Origin of the sequence: Pseudochrobactrum sp. AO18b (assembly GCF_000409565.1) — a bacterium.
Taxonomy (GTDB): domain Bacteria; phylum Pseudomonadota; class Alphaproteobacteria; order Rhizobiales; family Rhizobiaceae; genus Pseudochrobactrum; species Pseudochrobactrum saccharolyticum.
In genome coordinates this window covers 1-5,101 of the sequence record NZ_ANNO01000246.1, presented here as the reverse complement: position 1 = coordinate 5,101, position 5,101 = coordinate 1, and the positions used below count along the sequence as shown (strand labels likewise).

Here is a 5,101-nt window from a genome sequence, read left to right as displayed (position 1 = left end):
CTCGGAAGGCAAAAAATATTAAAACAAAAAATAAAAAAGGGGCCGTAAGGCCCCTTAATTTATATAATCTGCGTTAAAACAGATATTATGCAGCTTCAGCTTCAGCAGCTTCAGCTTCAACGCGTGCGCGATCAGCAGCGCCTTTAGCAGTGATGTCGCGTTCTACGAACTCAACAACAGCCATAGGAGCATTGTCACCGGTACGGAAACCGGCTTTCATGATGCGGATATAGCCGCCGTGACGGTCAGCATAACGGGTTGCCAGAACGTCGAACAGTTTCTGAACCAGCTGTACATCGCGGATAGCCGAAATGGCCTGACGACGTGCATGCAGATCGCCGCGCTTGCCGAGAGTGATAAGCTTCTCAACGATCGGACGGATTTCCTTTGCCTTAGGCAAAGTGGTTACGATCTGTTCGTGTTCAATCAGCGAAGCAGCCATATTGGCGAACATTGCCTTACGGTGGCTTGCAGTCCGGTTCAGCTTACGGAGTGTCTTTCCGTGGCGCATGAGCCTTCTCCTTTAAAATCTATCTTCCGGTCGCAACCGGTCTCAATATTGATCTTCGTAGCGCTTAGCGAGATCTTCGATATTTTCCGGCGGCCAGGTCGGGATTTCCATACCGAGATGGAGTCCCATCGACGCCAGAACTTCTTTGATTTCGTTCAGCGACTTGCGGCCGAAATTCGGAGTCCGCAGCATTTCGGCTTCTGTCTTCTGGATCAGATCGCCGATATAAACGATGTTATCGTTCTTCAGGCAGTTTGCAGAACGGACAGACAGTTCCAGTTCATCCACTTTCTTAAGCAGAGCCGGATTGAATGCGAGTTCAGCAACCTGTTCCTGCGGAGCTTCCTTCTGCGGCTCGTCAAAGTTGACGAAGATCGCAAGCTGGTCCTGAAGAATGCGGGCTGCATAAGCAACTGCATCTTCACCAGTGACAGAGCCGTTGGTCTCAACATTGAGGATCAGCTTGTCATAATCGAGAACCTGTCCCTCACGGGTGTTTTCGATCTTGTAGGAAACCTTACGTACCGGTGAATAGAGGCTGTCAACCGGAATAAGACCGATCGGAGCATCTTCAGCGCGGTTACGGTCAGCAGGCACATAGCCTTTGCCCGTATTGACAGTGAATTCCATGCGGATTTCAGCGCCCTCATCGAGGGTGCAGATGACGTGATCCGGATTAAGGATTTCAACATCACCAACCGTCTGGATATCACCAGCCGTTACGACGCCTGGTCCTTCCTTGCGGACAACCATGCGCTTAGGTCCATCGCCTTCCATACGGATAGCGATTTCTTTAACATTCAGTACGATATCGGTTACGTCTTCACGCACGCCGTTGATCGACGAGAATTCATGCAGAACGCCGTCAATCTGAACAGCAGTCACCGCAGCACCGCGCAGCGAAGAAAGAAGAACGCGACGCAGCGCGTTACCCAATGTCAGACCGTAACCGCGTTCAAGCGGTTCAGCCACAACAGTGACCTTATTCTTCGAGCCCTGGGTAAGAAAATCAACCTTGTTAGGCTTGATCAGTTCCTGCCAGTTTTTCTGAATCATGTGCTTTCCTTTAATCTAGCTTTGCCACTATCCAATCGTGGCAACAGAGAGCGGAAACCACGAAAGACCTGAACATAAGTTCGGGCCCTTGCGGCGATGGACTGATTAGACGCGACGCTTCTTGCGTGGACGGCAACCATTGTGCGGGATCGGGGTCACATCACGGATCGAAGTGATTGTGAAACCGGCAGCCTGCAGAGCGCGAAGTGCGGATTCACGGCCGGAACCCGGACCGCAAACTTCAACTTCCAGCGAACGCATGCCGTGTTCCTGAGCCTTCTTGGCGCAATCTTCAGCAGCGATCTGAGCAGCAAAAGGAGTCGACTTACGCGAACCCTTGAAGCCCTGTGCACCGGCTGAAGACCAGGCAATCGCATTGCCCTGTGCGTCAGTGATAGTGATCAGTGTGTTGTTGAACGACGAATTAACGTGAGCAACACCCGAGGAAATATTTTTACGTTCGCGACGACGAACGCGACCGGCATCTTTAGCCATAACTAGTCCTTCCAATTGATCTCGACACCGCCGTAATACCAGCGGCTCCACCGACATATCTGGCCATCAGGCAAGACATGTCTGGATCTGTTTATTGGCACCTCTCGGAGCCAAATCTTTAAGACGCCCCGTAAACGGAGCATAATCTGCGTTTATCTCTGATCTACTCCATAAAGCTGAGGCAGAGACGAGCAAATACCGGAGCCGTTTTATAAAACAGCTCCGGTACCAGCAAATTACTTCTTCTTACCGGCGATTGCCTTTGCAGGACCCTTACGGGTACGAGCATTGGTGTGGGTACGCTGACCGCGAACCGGCAGGGAGCGACGATGACGCAGACCGCGGTAGCAGCCCAGATCCATCAGACGCTTGATGTTCATCGAAACTTCACGACGCAGATCACCTTCAACGCGGTAATCACGGTCAATGGTTTCACGGATCTGCAGAACTTCAGCATCTGTCAGCTGGTTTACACGGCGATCAAGCGCAATGCCGACCTTTTCCATGATTTCAGCAGCAAATTTGGGGCCGATACCGTGAATATACTGAAGTGCAATGATCGCACGCTTATTCGTTGGAATGTTTACGCCAGCAATACGTGCCATGCGCTTTCTCCTGTATGAACCGCAAGATAACAGCCGCATCGGCATGTTTTATAATCATACGGTAGTTTAAAATATTACAGCACCGGAAGCCGGTTCACGCCGTAATGAGCTCTACCGAACGCTATCCGCAAGTTGTTCTCGCAAAAATCTGCGAGTTAACGGCTAATAACACGTCCGAAATCCAAGAGATCCACCGGATTTTCAACAAAGCCGGATCTGTTCTCTATGCCTGCACCGAACCACCGGATACAGACAGCATAAAAACGAACGAAACCGGAAAACCGGTTGCGCCCATCTGAATTAAGCGAATTGTCGCTGTCTTTGACGGAATCGTGAGGAAAAGTCAACCTCTAAGAGAGAACAGGCGTAAATGCTTATCATTTCGTTAAAACCAAATTGCAAACACCTGCTTCTAAAAGTCAAAGCGCCGACCCGATATTATCAGATCAGCGCTTTGAATTTTTATAAAAGACCGGATCCGACGATCAGGCAGGAAGCAGAAGCTTTTCAATCTCTGCTGTAACATCAGCCATAGCGGCCATGCCGTCTACCAACTTCAGTTCACCGGTACCTGCATAATAATCAGACAAAGGTGCGGTTTTCTCACGATACTCAACCAGACGCTTGCGGAAAGCCTCAGGATTATCATCTGAACGGACAGTGCCGCCTGCAGCAATGGTTTCCGCAACGCGGTTTTCCATACGCTTGATCAGAGCGGTCTCATCGACCTTCAGTTCAATCACTGCATCCAGTTCAGCATGCTTTTCTTTCAGCATACCTGTCAGCGCCTGCGCCTGAGGCACTGTACGCGGATAACCGTCAAGGATAAATCCGCCTGCACAGTCCGGCTGATCGATGCGATCCGAAACAATCGCATTCACGATCTCGTCCGAAACCAACTGACCTGCATCCATAACTGCTTTGGCACGTTTACCGACTTCAGTCTGTGCGGCAACGGCCGCACGGAGCATGTCACCGGTTGAGAGCTGGGGAATGGCATATTTTTCTGTAAGAATTTTTGCCTGAGTTCCCTTGCCTGCACCCGGAGGTCCTAAAAGTATGAGTCTCATCTCGCCCGTCTTCCCCCACGAAGTTTGGATTTTTTAATCAGCCCCTCATATTGATGAGCAATGAGATGACCCTGAATCTGAGCAACTGTATCAAGTGTTACGTTGACAACAATAAGCAGGGACGTACCACCGAGATAGAAAGGTACACCGGCCGCTGAAATCAGGAACTCAGGTACAAGACAGACAATCACGATATAGATAGCGCCAACCACTGTAATGCGGGTCAGAACATAATCAATATATTCAGCAGTGCGTTCACCCGGACGGATACCCGGAATAAAGCCCGAATGTTTCTTCAGCTGGTCAGCAGTGTCCTTAGGATTAAAGACAATCGCTGTATAGAAGAAGCAGAAGAATGCCATCAGCGCCGCATAGAGGAACATATAGATCGGCTGACCGTGACCGAGAGCGGCCAGCAGCGTGCTTCCCCAGGCAGGCATGTTTTCTGTATTTGCAAAACCGGCAACAGTTGCAGGCAGCAAAAGCAGCGAAGATGCGAAGATCGGAGGAATAACACCGGCAGTATTCAGCTTCAGCGGCAGATGCGAGGTTTCGCCCTGCGCCATACGGTTACCCACCTGACGCTTCGGATACTGGATCAGCAAACGACGCTGTGCGCGTTCAACAAACACGATCACTGCGATCAGCGCAATTGCGAGAACAATCACACCAAGGATCAGCGCTGTTGACAAGGCACCTGTACGGCCGAGTTCGAGCGTACCGGAGATAGCCTGCGGAAGGTTTGCAACAATACCTGCGAAGATGATCAGGGAAATACCGTTACCGATACCACGCGCAGTGATCTGTTCGCCGAGCCACATCAGGAACATTGTACCGCCGACAAGCGTAATCACCGAAGTGATACGGAAGAATAGTCCCGGCTCAGACACAATACCGCTGCCGGATTCAAGCCCCACAGAGATTGCATAGGCCTGCACAAGCGCCAGAAGCACCGTACCGTAACGCGTATACTGGTTGATAACTTTACGTCCGGCTTCGCCCTCTTTCTTCAGTGCTTCAAGAGAAGGCACCACAGAGGTCATAAGCTGTACGATAATCGATGCCGAAATATACGGCATAATCCCGAGCGCAAAAATCGCCATACGGGCAACAGCACCGCCGGCGAACATATTGAACAGCCCCAGCACACCCTGGCTGTGCTGCTGGAACGACTGGGCCAGCGCGTCAGGATTAATGCCCGGCAAAGGAATATAGGTACCGAAACGATACACAAGCAGAGCCCCGAGCGTAAACCAGATACGCTTCTTGAGCTCAGTCGCCTTCGAGAAGGCTGAAAAATTCAAATTGGATGCAAGCTGTTCAGCAGCCGATGCCATGAGATTACTCCGGTCTGTCGTACGTCA

General features: G+C 50.9%; 7 protein-coding genes. 1 reads left to right on the top strand and 6 read right to left on the bottom strand.

Going from position 1 to position 5,101, the window contains the following annotated elements; genetic code table 11:
- Positions 1 to 85: 85 nt before the first annotated feature.
- From rplQ to rpsM, 4 genes are all read right to left on the bottom strand, one after another.
- Positions 86 to 511: a 50S ribosomal protein L17 gene (gene rplQ, locus A918_RS0110200; protein ID WP_022710964.1), complete on the bottom strand. Its 426-nt coding sequence runs from the start codon at positions 509 to 511 to the stop codon at positions 86 to 88.
- Positions 512 to 553: 42 nt separating this feature from the next.
- Positions 554 to 1,567: a DNA-directed RNA polymerase subunit alpha gene (locus A918_RS0110195; RefSeq protein ID WP_022710963.1), complete on the bottom strand. Its 1,014-nt coding sequence runs from the start codon at positions 1,565 to 1,567 to the stop codon at positions 554 to 556.
- A gap of 105 nt (positions 1,568 to 1,672) precedes the next feature.
- A complete protein-coding gene (gene rpsK, locus A918_RS0110190) occupies positions 1,673 to 2,062 on the bottom strand; it encodes a 30S ribosomal protein S11 (protein WP_022710962.1) in 390 nt (129 codons plus the stop codon).
- Positions 2,063 to 2,298: 236 nt separating this feature from the next.
- Positions 2,299 to 2,667 (bottom strand): 30S ribosomal protein S13, encoded by a 369-nt coding sequence (rpsM, locus tag A918_RS0110185; RefSeq protein WP_022710961.1) that lies wholly within the window; start codon positions 2,665 to 2,667, stop codon positions 2,299 to 2,301.
- A 104-nt stretch (positions 2,668 to 2,771) separates the two neighbouring features.
- On the opposite strand from rpsM, the gene A918_RS0110180 reads away from it, so the two are divergent.
- Positions 2,772 to 2,966 (top strand): hypothetical protein, encoded by a 195-nt coding sequence (locus A918_RS0110180; protein WP_022710960.1) that lies wholly within the window; start codon positions 2,772 to 2,774, stop codon positions 2,964 to 2,966.
- A 186-nt stretch (positions 2,967 to 3,152) separates the two neighbouring features.
- On the opposite strand, the gene A918_RS0110175 is transcribed toward A918_RS0110180, so the two are convergent.
- Positions 3,153 to 3,737, bottom strand: a complete 585-nt coding sequence (locus A918_RS0110175; RefSeq protein ID WP_022710959.1) for an adenylate kinase — start codon at positions 3,735 to 3,737, stop codon at positions 3,153 to 3,155.
- Complete coding sequence (secY, locus tag A918_RS0110170) at positions 3,734 to 5,074, bottom strand: preprotein translocase subunit SecY (RefSeq protein WP_022710958.1); 1,341 nt, start codon at positions 5,072 to 5,074, stop codon at positions 3,734 to 3,736. The genes A918_RS0110175 and secY overlap by 4 nt, the downstream gene beginning before the upstream one ends.
- Positions 5,075 to 5,101 lie beyond the last annotated feature (27 nt).